Here is a 17,821-nt window from a genome sequence, read left to right as displayed (position 1 = left end):
CCGTTTTCCAAGGTTCTGCTTTCATTATAATCGCTTTTTTCATTTCTTCAATATTTACGATTGTAAATTTAATTTTAAAATTATAAAAATTCTCAATTACGGCAGAATTGGCACTCTTGACTTTTCTGATTTTTGTACTAATCTATTACTAATTTCAAAAAAATCTCAGACATCAGTCAGGAGGACTCCGTATGGAAACTGCCCTTGTAAGCAACATACAAAAATTCTCGCTGGATGATGGCCCGGGTATTCGGACAACGGTGTTCTTCAAAGGATGTAATCTTTCCTGCGCCTGGTGTCATAATCCCGAGTGTATTTCCCGATTTCCCACGTTACAATTTATCGCAGATGCATGCACCGGCTGCCGGCACTGCCAGTCATTGTGTCCACAGGGTGTTCACCTTTTTAAAGGAAAAGAGCACCTTCTGCAGCGCCAGTTATGTGAGGCCTGCGGCGCATGCTGTCAGGGCTGTCTCTCCGACGCGCTTGTATTAAATGGAAAGCATTACACCAGGAAACAGCTTCTTTCCATTATTATGCAGGATCAGGACTACTATCAGGACACCGGCGGCGGAGTCACCGTTTCCGGCGGCGAACCCATGCTGCAGGCAGACTTTATTGCCGGGCTTTTAGCTTCCTGTAAAAAGGAAGGCATCTCCACCGCAGTAGATACTGCAGGGAATGTTCCTTTTTCTGAATACGAAAAGGTACTTCCATGGACAGATTTCTTTCTTTATGATATCAAAGCGTTTTCCCGGGATATCCACAGAAAATACACGGGATGTGACAACAGCCGGATTCAGGCAAACCTCCGGCAGTTAAAGGAGCATGGTGCCACGGTCTACGTGCGTATCCCCGTAATCCCCGGTGTCAACGATTCTATGGAGGAGCAGACACACATTGCTGATTTTTTAAAACAGGTACAGCCGGATAAGATTGAGCTTCTTCCTTACCATTCCTATGGAACCGGAAAATACAGCTCTTTCGGCTTGCCGTACCGGCTCACCGGACTGCAGCCGCCGCCACAGGAAACCATGGAGAACATCTTAACGCTGTTCCTGGCCTGGAAGCTTCCGGCTGTCATTTCCTAATATACTATCAACAATCAGAACAGGAGGAATTATCATGTCTGTAAAAGAAGTTTCTATTTCCCCACGCATTCAGGTGATCATGGATCACCACGCTGAACATCTGGACCGGAGCGAGATTCCGGTCAGAGACGACTGCTATGAAGAATCATTCCGGGAACACCAGGGCGAACCGGCCTGCATCCGCTTTGCCTACGGTCTGGACCACTTCATGCAGAAAAAAAAGATTCTGTTAAACGAGTACGACCTGTTAGCCGGTTTTGCCTACCGCTACTCCTACAACACGACGATGCCCATTGATTTTCCGCGGGATTACGATCCGCGCTTTCGCCCGGCCCGCTTCCTTTCCTCACAGAAGGAGGCGGAAATGTGCGCAGATTTTTATCACTGGAAACCGGATAATGCCGGATGGGATGATTTTGATTTCTGGGACAGATGCTTAAAGGGCGGTGTGTTCAAGCACTGGGAATCCGGCCATATCATCCCTGGTTACCACCGGGTCATTGAAAAAGGATTTGGCGGGATCCGTAAAGAATGTGAAGAGGCATTAAAAACAGCAAAAGGTGATTCCAGAGACTTTATCCGTTCCATTCAGATCTGTACAGAGGCCTGCACCCGCTACATGCTCCGCTACCGGGATCTGGCCTGGAAACGCAGTCTGGAAACCTCCAATCCGGTATACAAAAGTCAGATGGAAAAGATTGCCCTGGCCTGCGATCACATTTCCACAGAACCTGCCTCTGACTTTTTCGAGGCCATTCAGCTGCTCTGGCTGACCCACGAAGTCATGTACAACGAAAGTGTTCCGACTTCTACTTCCCTTGGACGCGTTGACCAGTATCTCTACCCATACTACGAAAAAGATGTGAAAGAAGGAAAACTGACTTACGAGGAAGCTTCCGACCTGATGGACGCACTCTGGGTTAAGTTCTCCACCACCATTCACGCTTACCAGAATATTACCCTGGGCGGTACCGATATGGACGGAAATTACCAGTGCAATGACCTGACCTTCATTGCCCTTCAGTCCACCCGCCGGATCCGCAGCGACCAGCCGCTGATCTCCCTGCGCTACAGTTCCAATATGCCGGAAGCACTGTGGGAGGAATCCGTGGCCCTGTTAAAGCTCGGTCTTGGCTTTCCTGCATTCTTTAACGATGCGGGCAATATCAAAGCCCGCATCCGCGCCGGCCTGACGCCGGAAGACGCCTGTGATTACGGCATCATCGGCTGCGTGGAACCGGCTTCCCCGGGCGCGGAATATTCCAAGACTGAGGTGCTTCGCATCAACTGGGCCAAGATTCTGGAACTCATGCTCCATGGAAAGAACACTTATGGTTCTTCCACGGTGCTGGCTCCCTTTATCAGTCACAAGCTAGAGGAATTCACTGACTTTTCCTCCTTCTATCAGTGGTTTAAAGAAGAGCTGGCCGCTTTCTCCGTGCGGGCCATGAACATTGTCAATACTATGGACCGGCCGTGGCCTTACTACTATCCGACTCCTGCCCTCTCCATGACCATGGCAGACTGCATTGAGCACGGCATGGATGTAACCGGAGGCGGAACCACCTACAACAACAGCGGAATCAACACCGCCGGAATGGCCAACGTAGTAGATTCCCTGGCAGCAATCCGGCAGGTGGTATTTGAGGAGCATAAGCTTACGCTCCCGGAACTTGCCGATATCCTGCTCCACAATTTCGAAGGACAGGAAGAGCTGCAGCATTACTTAAAAACCCGCTGCCCGAAATTTGGCAACGATGACGATGAAGCAGACTGCATCATGAAAGACCTGACCAGCTTTTATGCTCAGGTTACAGAAAGCTTCCGGAATCCGCGCGGCGGAAGATGGCAGCTGGGTCTTTACACTGTGGAGGACCATTCCAAACTCGGCACCATGACCGGAGCGCTTCCGGAAGGTCGAAACGCCGGTGTTTCCCTGGCCAATGCCATTGCCCCGGTTCAGGGTGCAGACCACATCGGTCCGACCGCCGTTCTCAACTCCCTGGTAAAGACCGATCTTTCCGTAGCTACAAACAACATGGTTCTGGATTTGAAATTCAACCCGTCCTTTATGGCTAAACCGGCCCATGTTGCCGCCATGCGGGCCATGATCCACTCCTTCTTCCGCCGGGGCGGCCTGGAAATCCAGTTTAACGTCATTGACCGCGCTACCCTGGTAGACGCACAGCTTCATCCGGAAAAACACCGCAACCTGGTTGTCCGGGTATCCGGCTTCTCCGCTTACTTTGTCACCCTGATGAAGGAAACCCAGGATGAGATCATTGCCCGGACAGAATACGCATCAATCTGACCATAAACGAAAAAAGGACACCTGCCATGAAAAACAAGAGCACTTACGTATTTCTCACTTCCGCGTCCCTAATGGGACTTTACTGGTTCGGAAACGCCTTTATCCTGACCTATGCCAGTATTTTTCTTCTGGACAAAGGATTAAGTAACACGCAGATTGGTCTTGTTCTTTCTGTTGGAGGTGTCCTCTCTATTTTGTTTCAGGGCATCCCCTCAGCCCTGGCCGACCGGTTTCGCAGCATATCCCTGAAACTGGTCATGTCTCTGTTTTTATTGGTGGAGCTGGTTCTGTGCGCCGGGATCCAGGCTTACTCTGGAAACAAATTGCTCCTTATGGCCGAATATGCGCTTTTAGAGGGAGCAGACTGGGCATTTCTTGCCTTTCTCAACGCTGCCTCCATGGAATATGAAAACCATGGCTATGCTGTCAATTTTTCCGTGGTGCGCTCCTTCGGTTCCGTTCTCTACGGTGTTTCCACGCTGATGCTAGGCCTTTTAAGCAGCCGCTTTGGCCTTGGCTTTCTGATTCCATGCCTGATTCTGGTCCGTGTGATCACACTGGTTAATGTCCTGCTTATGAAAAACACGCGAAAAGCTGGCACAGCCGGGAAACAGCCCTCCGGTTACCTTGCTTTCTTCCGGGAAAATCCGAAGCTGCCCTTCCTTCTGTTTGGGTTCTTCTGTCTCTGGATGAGCGGAACTTCCACCAACAATTACCTGATCCACATCATCCGGAAAGTGGGCGGCAGCAATGCTGTCATGGGTTTTATCTCCAGCACCAGTGCCTGGATGGAGGTTCCTTTCATGCTGCTTTGCGGCTTCCTCTTAACGAAATATTCCTGCGCCTCTCTGCTCCGGATTTCCTCATTCTTTTATATCTTAAAACCCTCAATTCTGCTTCTTGCGTCCAGTATCCCCATGGTTGCACTGGGACAGTATATGCAGGGACCGTCCTATGCCATCTTCACCATCGCTTCTGTCTACTACATGAACCATATGGTAGATATCAAAGACAACGCAAAGGCCCAGGCCCTGCTTGGCATCTGTACAAAAGGACTCAGCGGCATCGTGGCCAATCTTGTAAGCGGCATCATGCTGGACCGGTTTGGCATCAATGGCATGCTGGGATTCTGTATGGCCTGCACCATCTGTGGATTCTGTGTCATTCAGGTCATCACCCTGCAGAAAGAAAAGGGCAGATAAAAGCCATGATTTCCAGCTTTTACCAGTACCATTCTGGCTGTGTTTTTTATTGCAGCAGAATAGCCAGGAAAGCAGAAGCAGGCCGGGGTGGTATTGCTTCTAAATGTTTACTCTTCTGTTGTCTCAGCCTCTTCGCATACCTCGATGCCAAGCTCTTCTAACTGCTTCGGATCTACCGGAGTCGGAGCCTCGGTCATCAGGCAGGAGGCATCCTTTACCTTCGGGAAGGCGATGACTTCACGGATGCTGTCGCAGCCGCCCATGAGCATTACCACACGGTCAAGTCCGTATGCCAGACCAGCGTGCGGCGGAACTCCGTACTTGAATGCTTCAAGCAGGAAGCCGAACTGCTCCTGTGCCTTCTCCGGAGTGAAGCCCAGTACCTCGAACATCTTGGACTGGATGTCGCTCTGGTGGATACGAACAGAACCACCGCCGATCTCGGTACCATTTAATACGATATCGTATGCCTTTGCGCGTACTGCGCCCGGATCGGAATCGATTAAGTGCCAGTCTTCGTCCATCGGCATGGTGAATGGGTGATGCATAGCCACGAAACGGCCCTGCTCCTCGGAGTACTCCAGTAACGGGAACTCGGTTACCCACAGGAATCTGTAATCATCTTTCTTTAAGAGGTCAAGCTGACGCGCGATCTCCAGACGCAGGTTGCCCAGAACATCCCATACAACTTTGTTCTTGTCTGCTGCGAATAACAGCAGGTCGCCCGGCTTACCATCCATAGCGGAGATCAGGGCTGCCATCTGGTCCTCGGTCATGAATTTCGCGAAGGAAGACTTGTAGCTGCCATCCTCCTGGATTGCGATGTAGGCAAGGCCCTTTGCGCCGTAGCCCTTCGCGAACTCAACCAGCGCGTCGATTTTCTTACGCGGCATACGGCCCTGTCCCTCAGCGTTGATACCGCGAACAGTACCGCCGTTCTCCAGAGCGCCCTTGAATACTACAAACTCGCAGTCTTTGACTACGTCAGATACATTCTTTAACTCCATACCGAAACGAAGGTCCGGCTTATCGGAACCAAAACGGTCCATAGCCTCCTGCCAGGTCATGCGCGGGATCGGCTGCGGAATCTCTACGTTTAAGATCTCCTTAAACAGCTTGTGTAAAAGACGCTCGTTGACATCGATGACATCGTCAACATCTACGAAAGACAGCTCCATATCGATCTGGGTGAACTCCGGCTGACGGTCTGCACGCAGGTCCTCATCGCGGTAGCAGCGCGCCAGCTGGAAATAACGGTCGTAACCGGAGCACATTAACAGCTGCTTGAAAAGCTGCGGGGACTGCGGAAGTGCGTAGAAGGAACCCGGATGTACACGGCTCGGTACCAGGTAGTCTCTTGCGCCCTCCGGGGTGCTCTTGATGAGGGTCGGGGTCTCAATCTCCAGGAAGCCTTCCTCTGCCAGGAACTGTCTGGTAAGAATAGCGATTTTACTTCTTAACAGCAGATTGCGCTGCATATCCGGTCTTCTTAAATCCAGGAAACGGTATTTTAAGCGCAGCTCCTCTTTGGTCTTGGAGTTCTCCTCGATCGGGAATGGCGGGGTCTCAGACTCAGATAAGATGCGCAGGCTGTTGGCGCGCACCTCGATGGCGCCGGTTGCCAGATTCTCATTCACTGCACCGGAACGTGCCTCCACGCGGCCGGTTACAGCAATAACATACTCGCTTCTTAACTTCTCAGCCTTTGCGAAGCTCTCTGCGCCACAGTCGCTCTCCTCAAAGATGATCTGCAGGATACCGGAACGGTCACGTAAATCTACGAAAATGATTCCGCCCTTGTTTCTGCTCTTCTGCACCCAGCCCATAACGGTCACGTCCTGACCGATGTTTGCTGTGGTGACTTCTGTACACCGATGGGACCGCTTCAGTCCCAGCATTGATTCTGCCATGATTTATCTCCTTTGATTCAATGATCTTATTTCGTAACTGTTCAGTACCCTCACAGTTACCTTATTTCAAAGCTCTTACTTCAGGGCTTCTTTGTAAAATTCTACAAATTCGGTATAACCCTCTTTGTTTAACTGCTCCTTCTGGAACTTCTTGTTCTTGTTCATCATGGAAACAAGCACCTGAACGCCAGCTTTACGCTCGCCCATGGCCTGCTTCATGATCTGGCCGTAGCGTGCCGGATCCATGCCCTTCTCGATGAGGTAAGCCTTCTTCGGAGCTGCGTTCTCGATCTCGCCGCCCTGCTCCATAAGAATGGTAACGATACGCTCAAAGCCGATGGAGAAGCCGCAGGCCGGAGTATCCTGGCCGGTGAACTTGCCGATCATCTTGTCGTATCTTCCGCCGCCTGCAACGGAACCGCCAAAGCCTTCCATGGAAACCTCGAAGATGGTTCCGGTATAGTAGGACATGCCGCGCACCAGGGTCGGGTCGAAGGCCAGCTTAAAGTCGGTCTCGGCTACCTCGGTTACGGTATCCATGATGTTTGCCAGATTCTCTGCGGTCTTTGCGTCCAGCACACCGGCTAAGGTCTCGCCCAGGCCGCGGACTGCTGCCGCATCCTCACCAAGGCTGGATAACAGGCCTGCGTACTTTTCTACGCTCTCAGCTGCATAGCCCAGCTCCAGAAGCTCTGCCTTTACGCCATCCAGGCCGATCTTGTCCATCTTGTCCAGGGTGATGAATACCTGATCCAGGCCATCCTCCGGGAAACCGCAGTAAAGAGCCATGCCCTTTAAGATGCCGCGGTCATTGATGCGGACGGTGAAGGCGTTCTTCGGGCAGATCTTTCCAAGGGCGGTGGTGGTAGCCAGGATCAGCTCGATCTCTGCCATGTTGGTTGCATCGCCCAGGATGTCGATGTCACACTGGGTGAACTGACGGAAACGGCCGCGCTGCGGACGGTCCGCACGCCATACGCTGCCCATCTGCAGAGCCTTGAACGGGCTCGGGAGCTGTGCGCCGTTGTTGGAATAATAACGGGACAGCGGCAGGGTCAGGTCGTAGCGAAGGCCGCTGTCAGTTAAGTCGTTCTCGGCCTCAGCGGTCTCGAGGTTTAATTTCTCGCCGCGCTTTAAGATTTTGAAGATCAGCTTCTCGTTGTCGCCGCCCTGTTTGCTGGTCAGGTTCTCGATGTGCTCCACGCACGGAGTCTCCACCTGGGTAAATCCGAAACTGCGGTAGGTTTCACGGATCTGGTTCATCACATATTCCCGCACCTGCATCTCTGCCGGCAGGATATCACGCATGCCGGTAACCGGCTTCTTTTTCAATGCCATATTTTTTCTCCGTTTTCTATCTTTGTATCTCTTTTTTGTAAAATCACATACTCGTTTACAAATTATACTATTCTAAGGAACAAATTGCAATCGTAAGTGTTTAGTCTGACAGCAGTTTTTCCTTGCGCTCAATCATTTCATCCACGCGGCTGATGTACTGCTCCACGTCTTTTACATTCTCGCAACGCTCAATGCGGTTCTCCTCGGCGAACAGACGCTTGGTGGTGGTTCCCGCGCCGCAGCCAATGATGGTCTGCTGCTCCTCCATAATGAGTACATTATAGATGCAGGCCTTGCCCGGTGCCGCATAGCCTACATTCTCGAAGTTGCCTGCCATATTTTTCTGGCGGTACAGGTAGTACGGCTCCAGTCCCATCTCTCTTGCGTAGCGGGCCGTTAAGTCGATCATCTCCTGGGTGTTCTCGATCTTTAAGTCCTTGTAAACTTCCTTCATGGTGTTTAAGCGGGCCGCACGCTTGATAGCCAGGGAATGCACGGTAACACTGTCCGGCGCCAGGGCCTTCACAGCTTCCATAGTTGCCTGCACATCCTCCAGAGTCTCCTCCGGCAGTCCGATGATCAGATCCATATTGATGTTATCAAATCCAACCTCCCGGGCGAGTTTAAACCGGTCCACCACATCCTCCACGGTATGGCGGCGTCCGATAAGGCGCAGGGTGTCCTGCTTCATGGTCTGCGGGTTGATGGAGATACGGTCAACGCCATGCTTCTTCAGAACCTCCAGCTTCTCCCGGGTGATGCTGTCCGGACGGCCTGCCTCCACGGTAAACTCCTGAACAGTGGAGAAATCAAAGGTTGCTTTTAATTTGGTGATGAGCTTGTCCAGATCCTCCGGAGAAAGGGAGGTCGGGGTGCCGCCGCCAAAATACACGGTATCCAGGGTACAGCCCTTTTTCTTCTCTGCCACATAATCCAGCTCTTTGAACAATGCGTCCAGATACTCATGGGTACGGTCTTTCCACTTGCCAATCGGATAAGAGGTAAAGGAACAGTACAGACAGGTGGTCGGGCAGAACGGAATGCCTACATACAAGCTGTAGCCATGCCTGTAGTCAATCGTAGAAAGCAGCTGGCGCTCTCTCTGGGCAATCTCGATGCTTAAGTTGATCTTTTCGTTGCTGGTGAAGTAGGTATCCTTCATATGGCGGAAGATCTGCTCGGCCGTCTCTCCCTCAGCAAATTTTGTCATGGCGATCTTGGTCGGACGAATGCCGGTCAGGGTGCCCCACGGAAGCAGCTTCCCGGTCTGCTGCAGAAGAAGCACATAGAGTCTGCGCTTGATCTGATTCTTCGTTTCAAAGCGGTTCTCATAGTTTACCTTCAGGACACTGCTCTCTGCTGCCGCCTCAAACTCCGCCTTAATTCCCGGCTCCAGTTCTTCCATGGACAGGAGGTGGAAAGAGGAGCTTCCGGTATGTCCCAGATTCAGGGTAAACTCCGTATGAGCTTCGTTCACCGTTCCCTCCACAAAAAAGTCCAGATCATCCTGCATCTCATGAACAAAGGTCTGTCCCGGGTAAAATGCCATCAAGAGTTCCCGGATATCCTGCTCATATGCGCTGTCGTTTAATAAAATTCCGATCATGCCTGTCCGCCTCGCTTTCTCACATAAGCCGCCACCGGATTGTACTGCTTCTCATGACCGATGGTGGTAGCATCGCCATGGCCCGGATAAACCATAATATCATCCGGCAGTACCAGAAGCTTTTCCGCAATGGAACGCACAATGGCAGACATGCTTCCGGTCGGAAGATCCGTCCGGCCCAAAGACTCCGCAAACAGGGTGTCTCCGCTGAACAGCACCTCTTCCTCCGGCAGGTAATAGCAGACAGAACCTGCGGTATGGCCCGGTGTCGCCATCACCTTCCACTCCAGGTTCAGGAAATGGAGAACATCTCCATCGCGCAGCAGATGGTCCGCGCTGATGCTGACCTGCTCCGTTCCCAGGGTGCCGGAAAGATTTAAGGACGGATCGTTTAACATCCGCTCATCATCCATGTGAACATAAAGCTTGCAACCGAATTTTTTGCGGATATCATCGGCTGCCAGCATGTGGTCAAAATGCGCATGGGTCAGAAGTACAGCCTCCGGCTCTACGCCAAACTCGCGGCATTTGCTGACCAGGTAATCGGCATTATCCGCCGGATCAATGATCACGGCTGCTTTTTCTCCCTCGCGAAATGTGAGATGACAGTTGGTGCTGACGCCGCCCAGCACATAGGTTTTAATTCGAAAATTGCTCATAATCTGCTCCTTTTTATAAACACAGAAAAACTGCGGAACAACTATCCCGCAGTCCTTTCTATATCGATGACGCCTTCGATCTGTCTTAATTTATCCGTCAGGCGGTTCAGTTCTTCAATTCCGTGAATATCAAATGTCATGATGATGGTGGCCTTGCCCTGCTTGCTGGTGCGCACATTCATGGAGGTGATATCGATCTGACGCTCGGTAAATACCTTGGAGATATCTACAAACATGCCAATGCGGTTGTTTGCGTAAATCTGGATTTCCGTGGTATAGCGCTCTTTGCTGCTTGCGTCATCCTCCGGCTGCTGCCACTCGGCCTCAATGAGGCGGGTGCGCTCTTCCGATGGAAGGTTGATGATGTTCACGCAGTCGGTCCGGTGAATGGATACGCCGCGGCCGCGGGTCACATAGCCCACGATCTCGTCGCCCGGCACCGGGCTGCAGCAGCGTGAGAAGCGGACTGCCACATCGTGGATGCCCTTGACCATAATGCCGCCCTTGGACTTCTTGCTGACCTCCGCCTTGTTTCCGGACATCTCGCTGAGACCGTCCAAAATGTTGGTGTCGGTAACCTCCTTGCGGGTCTTCTTGGCCCGTTCCTCAATCATCTTGTTGATGACCTGGCCCTCTTTTAAGCCGCCATGTCCAATGGAAGCCAGAACAGAATCCCAGTCGCGGAACGCATAACGCTGCATGACCTTTTCCTGAAACTCCGGCTTGTTTAAGTCACCGAAGTTAATGCCCTTGGTCTTGCAGTAGCGGTCAATGAGATCCTTACCACGGACAATGTTGTCTTCCTTTAATTCGCTCTTGAACCACTGGTTGATCTTGTTCTTGGCCTGAGTGCTCTTGACCAGGGAGAGCCAGTCACGGCTCGGGCCCTTGGAGTTCTGGGAGGTGATGACCTCAATGCGGTCACCGTTCTGCACCACATACTCAATCGGTACCAGCTTGCCGTTGACTCTGGCGCCGACCATCTTGTTACCCACCGCACTGTGGATGGAGTACGCAAAGTCGATGGTGGTAGAGCCGCTTGGCAGTGTCTTGACATCCCCGGACGGGGTGAAGCAGTACACATTCTCGGAGAATAAGTCCAGGTCTCCTTTTACCATGCTTAAGAACTCTTTGGAGTCGCTGGTGTCTTTCTGCCACTCCAGAATCTGGCGCAGCCAGGACAGCTTTGCAGCCTCATCCCCTGCCGCGATCTTGCCGCTGCCGCTCTCCTTGTACTTCCAGTGCGCCGCGATACCGTATTCTGCGGTACGGTGCATCTCGAAGGTACGGATCTGGATTTCAAACGGCTGGCCGTTGTTTCCGATCAGCGTGGTGTGCAGGGACTGGTACATGTTCGGCTTCGGCATGGCAATATAGTCCTTGAAACGGCCCGGAATCGGCTTGTACAGTTCATGGATGACACCCAGAGCTGCGTAACAGTCCTTTACCGTATCCACGATAATACGGACCGCAAACAGATCGTAGATCTGGTCCAGCGTCTTGTGCTGGTTGACCATCTTGCGGTAGATGCTGAAGAAATGCTTCACGCGGCCGTCTACCTTGGCCTCAATGCCAGCCTCCTTCATGTGGGCGGAAACTTCATCTACAATGCCCTTGACGAACTCCTCACGGGCATCCTTGCCAAGGGAAATTTTCTCAGCCAGGTCATAGTAGACATCCGGCTGCAGGTATTTTAAGGAGAGATCATCTAACTCCACCTTGATTTTGGAAATACCAAGACGGTGGGCGATGGGTGCGTAAATCTCCATGGTTTCGCGGGCTTTTTCTTTCTGTTTTTCCGGCTTCATGTACTGCAGGGTACGCATGTTATGCAGGCGGTCCGCCAGCTTGATCAGGATGACACGGATATCTTTGGCCATGGCGAGGAACATCTTGCGCAGGTTCTCGGCCTGCATCTCCACCTTATCCTTGGACCAGGACAGCTGGGTCAGCTTGGTAACGCCGTCTACCAGAAGCGCCACCTCCGGGCCGAACTCTTTGGAGAGTTCATCCAGCGTCATGACGGTATCTTCCACAACATCATGGAGAATACCTGCCGCAATGGTCTCCTTGTCCATCTCAAGATCTGCCAGAATGATGGCAACACAAAGAGGGTGAATGATATAGGGTTCACCCGATTTTCGTTTCTGATCCTTGTGGGCCTCATGGGCAACCTTGTACGCTTTCTCGATCAGGGAGATATCATCTGAAGGATGATACTTCCGGATGCTGCGGATCAGGTCCTTGTATAATTCCTCCGGGCTGGTAAAATCTGCGGGATTCTCCAGCTCAATGTCCATTTTCTTCTCCGTCTGTTCATTCGCCATAGAAAAAGCCACCTTTTTTGAAGATAATATATTAACACATTATAAAATTTTTTGTCGAAAAATGCAAGCCTTACGTCCAGACGGCTTTGTTTTAGGCCATTTGACCGATTTCTACGCTCTGGTGACCTGATACATCAGCGCATTGCACACCGCAGCCGCGATATTGCTACCGCCTTTTCTTCCCCGCGCCACGATGCATGGCACATCGGACTGACAGATGAGTTCTTTGGATTCCACCACATTCACAAATCCCACCGGGGTTCCGATGATGAAATCCGGGTGGATCTCACCTTTCTGCATCATCTCGTACAGCCGGATGAGGGCCGTTGGCGCGTTGCCGATGGCAAAGATGACCGGTCCGTCAAGCTTTGCCGCCCGCTCCATACTGACAATGGCCCGGGTCACGCCCCGCTCCTTCGCCTCCGCTGCCACATCCGGATCTGCCATGAAACAGCGGACGGTTCCGTTTAGCTGCTTCAATGCCGCCTTATTCACACCGGCCAGCGCCATGTTGGTGTCCGTCACAATGGTAAAGCCGTTGCCGCTTTTCATCAGGTTCACTGCCAGTTCTACTGCACCATCCGAAAAATAAAGATTCTCCGCATAGTCAAAATCCGCTGCAGTGTGGATGCAGCGCTTTACCACGGCCAGTTCTCCCGGTGTCCAGTTGCCTTTCGGCATCTCCGATTCGATGATGGCCATACTGCGGGCCTCAATCTCCTCCGGGCGGACCCACTGCATTGTTTCTATCATAATGTTATCCTTTCCAGTTTTTTCCTGATCAGACAATCGCGAATGGTAACGGTTCTTTTCAATGCAGATTGTCTGCATGTTCAGACTTCTGCCCGTACATCCTCTGTCTGCGCTCAGGACTCATATTCCTTCATAATTTTGTACACAGCATCCATATCCAGAGACCGGCGCACCAGGTCTGCCAGCTTGTCATACTGGCTTTCCTTGTATTCTTCCATGCTTTTTGCCGTTGCGGTCAGGCTGATGCCTTTCTTTTCTGCCAGCTGGGTCAGAATGGCTCCGGTAAATTCCAGATTGTCAAAGAGGCCGTGGAGATAGCTTCCGAACACCAGGCCGTCGGACCGGACAAAGCCGTCCATGCGGCCGTCAGCAAGGCGGATGGCGGGGGTAATATTTTTTTGAGTTTGGAACGTCTCCCCCATATGGATCTCATACCCGGTTACGCTCTGTCCGGTCACCTTACCATAATATCCGGCTGCCGCCAACACCGTTCCTTCGGTCTGGGTTCTGGTCTTCTCTGCCGCAAAGACAGTCTCTGCCGCCAGAAGCCCCATGCCCCGCATGGTGCTTCCCGGCTCGCCTTCCACGCCCTCCGGGTCCAAAAGGCGTTCCCCTAACATCTGGTAACCGCCGCAAATTCCAATGACCGGAATCTTCTGCTCCTCCACCAGACGCTGGATCATGGCCTCCAGTCCGCTCTCCCGCAGCCATTTCAGATCAGCCATGGTGTTCTTTGTTCCCGGCAGAAGAATCAGATCCGGCCGTCCCAGATGCGCCGCCCGGTCCACATACCGCAGGGAAACACCATCGTAGTGTTCCAGCGCATTGAAATCCGTAAAATTAGAAATGTGCGGCAGATGGATCACTGCCACATCCAGTCCCTCCTGCACTTCCGTCCGCACCAGACGGTCGGATAAGCTGTCCTCATCATCCAGGTCAATCTGTTCCATAGGGATCACGCCCACCACCGGAATGTGAAGCCGCTCCTCAATCATGCGAAGGCCCGGCTCCAGGATTTTCACATCTCCCCGGAACTTGTTGATGACAAGGCCTTTGATGCGGGCCCGCTCCTCCGGCTCCAGCAGACTGACTGTTCCATAAAGGGAGGCAAACACGCCGCCCCGGTCAATATCTCCTACCAGAAGCACCGGCGCATTCGCAATCTTTGCCATACCCATATTGACGATATCATTGTCCCGCAGGTTAATCTCTGCCGGACTTCCTGCTCCTTCCAGGACAATGGCATCGAACTGGCTCTCCAGCCGTTCAAATGCCTCCCGGACTGCCGGAATAAATTCCGTTTTGCGGCGGTAATAGTCCATGGCTCTTAAATTTCCGAACACCTCGCCGTTTACGATCACCTGGCTTCCCATCTGGCTGGTGGGTTTTAACAGGATCGGGTTCATATCTACCGTAGGCGCGATTCCTGCTGCCTCAGCCTGCATGGCCTGGGCCCGCCCGATTTCCAGTCCGTCTTTGGTAATGTAAGAGTTCAGGGCCATATTCTGGGATTTAAACGGTGCCACGCGGTAGCCATCCTGTTTTAAAATCCGGCACAGGGCCGCCGTCACAAAACTCTTGCCGGAATTGGACATGGTTCCCTGGATCATGATTTTTTTTGCCATGCCTAAACCCCCTTGCGGAATTCCGTCGTAAAATGCGCATCATATAATTTGGAAAGTTCAAAGGTATCCCCCAGGAACCGCCCCACCGTCACCAGCGCCGTCTTGCGAATGCCTGCCTCTTTTACCTTTTCTGCAATATCCGTCAGCGTTCCCGTAACGATCTTCTGGTCCTCCCAGGATGCCTTATAGACCACAGCCGCCGGGGTATCTGCCGGATAACCGCCTGCCTGCAGCCGTTCGCTCAATGTCTCAATTTCGCCTACGCTTAAGAAAATCACCATGGTGGCCTGATGCGCTGCCAGCGCCTCGATCTGCTCCCGCTCCGGCACTGCGGTCCGGCCTTCCATGCGGGTCAGGATTACCGTCTGGCTGACTCCCGGAAGGGTGTACTCTTTCTTTAAGCTTGCTGCCGCCGCCAGGAATGAACTGACTCCCGGCACAATCTCATAAGGGATTCCCAGTTTATCCAGCTCCACCATCTGTTCCCGGTGCGCGCCATAGATGGACGGATCGCCGGTGTGAACCCGGACCACCCGTTTTCCTTCTGCCACGCCGCGCTTCATCACGTTCAGAACCTCTTCCAGATTCATGGTGGCGCTGTTATAGATCTCCGCCTCCGGCTTTGCCCCTGAAAGCACCTGCGGGTTCACCAGGGAACCGGCATAAATGATAATATCCGCCTCACCGATCAGGCGTTTTCCTTTCACGGTAATGAGTTCCGGATCCCCAGGTCCTGCTCCGATAAAATAAATCATGCCTGTTCCTCCTTTTCAAAACTGTCAGTCTCCGTATGTGCTGTTTTCTGCGCCGCATCTTCTTCAAAATTCTGGTAAGCACCCACATGGATATCCTCAAAGGTGCTGTTTTCCCGGTACACAGCCTCTGCCATGTCAAGCAGCGGGAACAGCATCACCGCTCCGGTTCCCTCGCCCAGTGCCAGATTTCCGTAAATGCTTGCCTCCAGCCCCAGCTTTTCCATAGCCATGCCGCAGGCCGGTTCCTTTCCCATGTGGGACGGAAGCAGAAAGTCCGTGACCAGCGGACAGAATTTCTGTGCCAGAAGCGCCGCCATCAAAGAAATCAGGCCATCCAGTACCACCGGAATCCGGTAAATGGCACCGCCCAGCATCAGGCCACACATACCTGCAATATCGAAACCGCCCACAGATTCCAGCACCGCCATCGGGTCCTCCGGGTCCGGATGATGCAGTGCAATGGCTTCCTTAATCACCTCAATCTTCTTTTCCAGTCCTGCGTTGGAAAGTCCGGCTCCTCGTCCGGTCACAATCTCCACCGGTGCCTGCAAAAGGACACTGGCCACCGCGCTGCTGGTGGTGGTGTTGCCGATTCCCATCTCACCAACCGCCAGAAGGTCATATCCGGTATCCTTTAATTCTGAAGCAAGACGAATTCCGGTGTGAATCGCCTCCAGTGCCTGTTCCCGGCTCATGGCCGGTTCCTTTCGCATATTATTCGTGCCATTGGCAATACGGCAGTTGCGGACGCCCGGCTCTTTGATTTCGCCCATCACGCCGATATCCACCGGAATCACATCCGCCCCGGCCACCGATGCCATGCGGTTGACACTGGCAATGCCCCGGGCAAAGTTCTCTGTCACCACCGCGGTCACGCTGCTGTCCGTCTGAGTCACGCCCTCGGCTACCACACCGTTGTCCGCACAGAATACCACAACGGCTTTCCGGTCCATTCGGATATCTTCCGTATTCTGAATGCCTGCCACTTTGGTTAAAAGATCCTCAAACCGTCCCAGTCCGTGCAGCGGTTTTGCGATTCCATCCCAGTGGTGTTTTGCCGCTTCCACCGCCCGGTCATCCGCGGCCCGCACGCTGCGGCAGAGACAGCGAAGCTGCTCCTCCAGATATTGTTCCATATTATGTCTCTCTTTCTATGTCTGTTTTTCTTATTGCACGCCCGTAACTGTTCAGTACCCTCACAGTTACGGGCAAAAATCCATTGAAAATTGCCTTCGGCAATGGGATTTTTGCCTGCAAGCCCATGTTTTCATACGGTCAGCGCAGTGAATGCGCAGACCTACTGAACAGTTACACACGCCCACGCATTGCATATCTAATTCGCGCCATGCAATTTCAAACCATTCCGGCTTTTCAGTAACCTTACGATCAGATCCGGTATCCCCGCGGCGTTACCATCCGCTCCCCGATCTTTCTGGTCTGGGAGTTGCCAATAAACACCGTGGTGAACATATCCACCTGCGTATCGCGAAGCTCACTGAGCATCAGAACCCGGGCGCTCTGCCCCTCTCTTCCGATGTTGCTCACAATGCCGCAGACCCGGTCTTCCTTTGTCTGTTCCAGGATGATATCACAGGCCTTCTTTAAATAATCGGCGCGCTTTTTGCTGGATGGGTTGTAAATGCAGATGGAAAAATCCGCTTCCGCCGCGCAGCGGAGCCGTGTCTCAATCTTCTCCCAGGGCGTTAAAAGATCACTTAAACTGATCACAGCAAAATCATGCATCAGCGGAGCGCCAAGCACAGCGCCACCCGCCAGGGCCGCCGTCACGCCGCTGATCACTTCCACCTCACACTCAAGATAGTCCTGCTGCAGTTCCAGGATCAGTCCGGACATACCATATACACCGGCATCCCCGCTGCAGACCATGGCCACGGTCTGCCCCTTCTTCGCCTCCTCAAAGGCCATGCGGCAGCGCTCCACTTCCTGGCGCATGGGGGTGGTCAGAAACTGCTTCTCCGGAAAATGCTCCCGCAAAAGATCCACATACATCGTATAACCCACGATCACATCACTCTGCTCCAGCGCCTTTCGCGCTTCAAACGTCATCTGCTCAAAACTCCCCGGCCCCATGCCGATCACATACACAAGATTCTTCACCCGATCATCCTCATCTTTCCTACTGTTTTTATGGGAGATATTATAGAGGATTTCCGCTTAAAAGTCCATACGGAGCCAATAAAGTAGGGCGTGCGGGGAATTGGATTCTGCAATTCCCCAGATCGG

13 protein-coding genes are annotated in these 17,821 nt (G+C 52.6%); 3 read left to right on the top strand and 10 right to left on the bottom strand.

Translation table 11 applies throughout. The features are described from left to right. The first annotated feature begins 191 nt into the window (after positions 1–191). From WMO41_RS13665 to WMO41_RS13655, 3 genes are read left to right on the top strand one after another with little or no spacing between them, the layout of a single operon-like run. Complete coding sequence (locus WMO41_RS13665; RefSeq protein WP_349230238.1) at positions 192–1,091, top strand: glycyl-radical enzyme activating protein; 900 nt, start codon at positions 192–194, stop codon at positions 1,089–1,091. A gap of 34 nt (positions 1,092–1,125) precedes the next feature. Next, complete coding sequence (locus WMO41_RS13660) at positions 1,126–3,402, top strand: pyruvate formate lyase family protein (protein WP_349230237.1); 2,277 nt, start codon at positions 1,126–1,128, stop codon at positions 3,400–3,402. 26 nt (positions 3,403–3,428) lie between these two features. Continuing rightward, complete coding sequence (locus tag WMO41_RS13655; RefSeq protein ID WP_349230236.1) at positions 3,429–4,604, top strand: MFS transporter; 1,176 nt, start codon at positions 3,429–3,431, stop codon at positions 4,602–4,604. 107 nt (positions 4,605–4,711) lie between these two features. On the opposite strand, the gene aspS is transcribed toward WMO41_RS13655, so the two are convergent. The 10 genes from aspS to cobJ all read right to left on the bottom strand — a co-directional run bounded on the left by aspS (position 4,712) and on the right by cobJ (position 17,695). After that, positions 4,712–6,514: an aspartate--tRNA ligase gene (gene aspS, locus WMO41_RS13650; protein WP_349230235.1), complete on the bottom strand. Its 1,803-nt coding sequence runs from the start codon at positions 6,512–6,514 to the stop codon at positions 4,712–4,714. 75 nt (positions 6,515–6,589) lie between these two features. Next, positions 6,590–7,852 carry a histidine--tRNA ligase gene (hisS, locus tag WMO41_RS13645; protein WP_177291781.1) on the bottom strand — a complete coding sequence of 421 codons (1,263 nt, stop codon included), beginning with the start codon at positions 7,850–7,852 and terminating at the stop codon, positions 6,590–6,592. A 100-nt stretch (positions 7,853–7,952) separates the two neighbouring features. Further along, the gene (gene hemZ, locus WMO41_RS13640) at positions 7,953–9,458 is read right to left on the bottom strand and encodes a coproporphyrinogen dehydrogenase HemZ (RefSeq protein ID WP_349230234.1); all 1,506 of its coding nucleotides are present in this window, start codon (positions 9,456–9,458) and stop codon (positions 7,953–7,955) included. Beyond that, complete coding sequence (locus WMO41_RS13635) at positions 9,455–10,117, bottom strand: MBL fold metallo-hydrolase (protein WP_349230233.1); 663 nt, start codon at positions 10,115–10,117, stop codon at positions 9,455–9,457. The genes hemZ and WMO41_RS13635 overlap by 4 nt, the downstream gene beginning before the upstream one ends. A 41-nt stretch (positions 10,118–10,158) precedes the next feature. Then, a complete protein-coding gene (locus WMO41_RS13630) occupies positions 10,159–12,444 on the bottom strand; it encodes a RelA/SpoT family protein (protein WP_177291610.1) in 2,286 nt (761 codons plus the stop codon). A gap of 111 nt (positions 12,445–12,555) precedes the next feature. Further along, positions 12,556–13,197: a precorrin-8X methylmutase gene (locus WMO41_RS13625; RefSeq protein WP_349230232.1), complete on the bottom strand. Its 642-nt coding sequence runs from the start codon at positions 13,195–13,197 to the stop codon at positions 12,556–12,558. A 113-nt stretch (positions 13,198–13,310) separates the two neighbouring features. Then, the gene (locus tag WMO41_RS13620) at positions 13,311–14,822 is read right to left on the bottom strand and encodes a cobyric acid synthase (RefSeq protein WP_349230231.1); all 1,512 of its coding nucleotides are present in this window, start codon (positions 14,820–14,822) and stop codon (positions 13,311–13,313) included. A gap of 2 nt (positions 14,823–14,824) precedes the next feature. Next, positions 14,825–15,577, bottom strand: a complete 753-nt coding sequence (gene cobM, locus WMO41_RS13615) for a precorrin-4 C(11)-methyltransferase (protein ID WP_349230230.1) — start codon at positions 15,575–15,577, stop codon at positions 14,825–14,827. Then, a complete protein-coding gene (gene cobT / locus WMO41_RS13610) occupies positions 15,574–16,713 on the bottom strand; it encodes a nicotinate-nucleotide--dimethylbenzimidazole phosphoribosyltransferase (protein ID WP_349230229.1) in 1,140 nt (379 codons plus the stop codon). Before cobT ends, cobM begins: the two co-directional genes overlap by 4 nt. A 250-nt stretch (positions 16,714–16,963) precedes the next feature. Beyond that, positions 16,964–17,695 carry a precorrin-3B C(17)-methyltransferase gene (gene cobJ / locus WMO41_RS13605; RefSeq protein WP_349230228.1) on the bottom strand — a complete coding sequence of 244 codons (732 nt, stop codon included), beginning with the start codon at positions 17,693–17,695 and terminating at the stop codon, positions 16,964–16,966. Between the last annotated feature and the right edge of the window lie 126 nt (positions 17,696–17,821).

The organism is Ventrimonas faecis, assembly GCF_040096075.1.
In the GTDB taxonomy this organism is placed as follows: domain Bacteria; phylum Bacillota; class Clostridia; order Lachnospirales; family Lachnospiraceae; genus Brotaphodocola; species Brotaphodocola faecis.
Note: the sequence above shows the minus strand (reverse complement) of the source record. Positions and strands in the feature narration are given on the sequence as shown.